This window comes from Bradyrhizobium zhengyangense, assembly GCF_022012435.1.
GTDB classification, from domain to species: domain Bacteria; phylum Pseudomonadota; class Alphaproteobacteria; order Rhizobiales; family Xanthobacteraceae; genus Bradyrhizobium; species Bradyrhizobium zhengyangense.
Window position 1 is genome coordinate 1 of sequence record NZ_JAKLUA010000085.1, and the last position, 1,170, is coordinate 1,170.

Genomic DNA, 1,170 nt, shown 5'->3' on the forward strand with positions numbered 1-1,170 from the left:
ATGTCGTCCTGGATCAAGCACCGGCATCGGCGTCTCGTCGCAGAACACGCGCGGCGCAGCCTGAATGATCCGCAGCTGCAGCTCATAAAGGCTCCTGAGCCACAAGGCGGTACGTTTGACCCAACCGCGAGTGTCGCGCGGTCAAGATGGATGCCGTGGCCGGCCAGGATCTGAACTTGCCGGTACAGCGGCAAATACCGGGCGAACTTCGAGACCACCACATGGCTCACGAGGGCCGTCGACGCCATGCCGCCCTCAATCAGGCGCGGCAGCACTTTGGCTTGGACCACGCCATCGGTGCAGCCGCGGCAGCCGTATTTGGGACGGATCGTGCGCAGCACGCGCAGGAGCGCCGGGATCACTCCAACACCTCGCTGACGTCCTCGCCGATCTTGTGAAGCTGGCCCTGGCAGCACGGGCAGGCCGTCACCTCCGGCTCCAGGACCTGCTCACAGCGCGGCAGATGCTTGGGCAACGCGCCGATGTTGCGGCGCGCCTTCTTACGTAGCTTATCGGACGGCTTCACCGCAGGTGCATCGTCGTTGGCAGCTGCCGGCGGCGTGACACTGGTCTCAAGATCGTCAAGCTCAAGCTCAAGCTGCTCGGCCACGAGCGTGGCAAGCCGTTCCGAGCGCTTCCCGAAGATCATCTCCTTGAGCGTCTGCATCGCAACACGCAGCTTCTCGTTCTCGGCGTCGAGCGCGAGCACCATCTCTGTTAGAGCGGCGGGATCAGTCGAGAGGACGTCCGGGCGAATCGCCATAAATGGACCATACATCCGCGCGGCGCAGGCTCCAGCGAAATCCTCTCCTCTCAGCCGACAACGGCCGGCTGCTTCACCGGCTTGGGCGAGACGCGCGTCCACTCGAGTCCGTCGAGCAGCATCGCGAGCTGTGTCGCAGTCAGATGCACCACGCCTTCGCGGATCGGCGGCCAGGTGAAGTGCCCCTGGTGCAACCACTTCGTCATCAGCACCATGCCGCTGCCGTCCCACGCCAGAAGCTTCACTCTGTCCGTGCGTTTGCTGCGGAACACGAAGACGTCCCCACAACACGGATTCGCACGCAGCGCTTCGCTCACCAGTGCCGACAGCGTATGCACCGACTTGCGGAAATCGACCGGCTGTGTCGCCAGCACCACCTTGAGGTCAGAGCGTAGCGCAATCACCGG

Annotated in this window: 2 protein-coding genes and 1 pseudogene; all 3 read right to left on the reverse strand. The window is 63.9% G+C overall.

Translation table 11 applies throughout. From position 1 onward, the window contains the following. Positions 1 to 248: pseudogene (locus tag L6637_RS42285) on the reverse strand (IS66 family transposase); the annotation flags it as partial. A 110-nt stretch (positions 249 to 358) separates the two neighbouring features. Next, on the reverse strand, positions 359 to 763 hold the full coding sequence (locus L6637_RS42290; protein ID WP_237867379.1) for an IS66 family transposase: 405 nt from the start codon (positions 761 to 763) through the stop codon (positions 359 to 361). 50 nt (positions 764 to 813) lie between these two features. Next, positions 814 to 1,167 (reverse strand): IS66 family insertion sequence element accessory protein TnpB, encoded by a 354-nt coding sequence (gene tnpB, locus L6637_RS42295; RefSeq protein ID WP_128955119.1) that lies wholly within the window; start codon positions 1,165 to 1,167, stop codon positions 814 to 816. Positions 1,168 to 1,170: the final 3 nt, after the last annotated feature.

What these genes read in the sequence shown, in the direction of transcription:
- L6637_RS42290 (WP_237867379.1), bottom strand. Translation starts at nt 763, where the DNA reads ATGGCGATTCGCCCGGACGTCCTCTCGACTGATCCCGCCGCTCTAACA.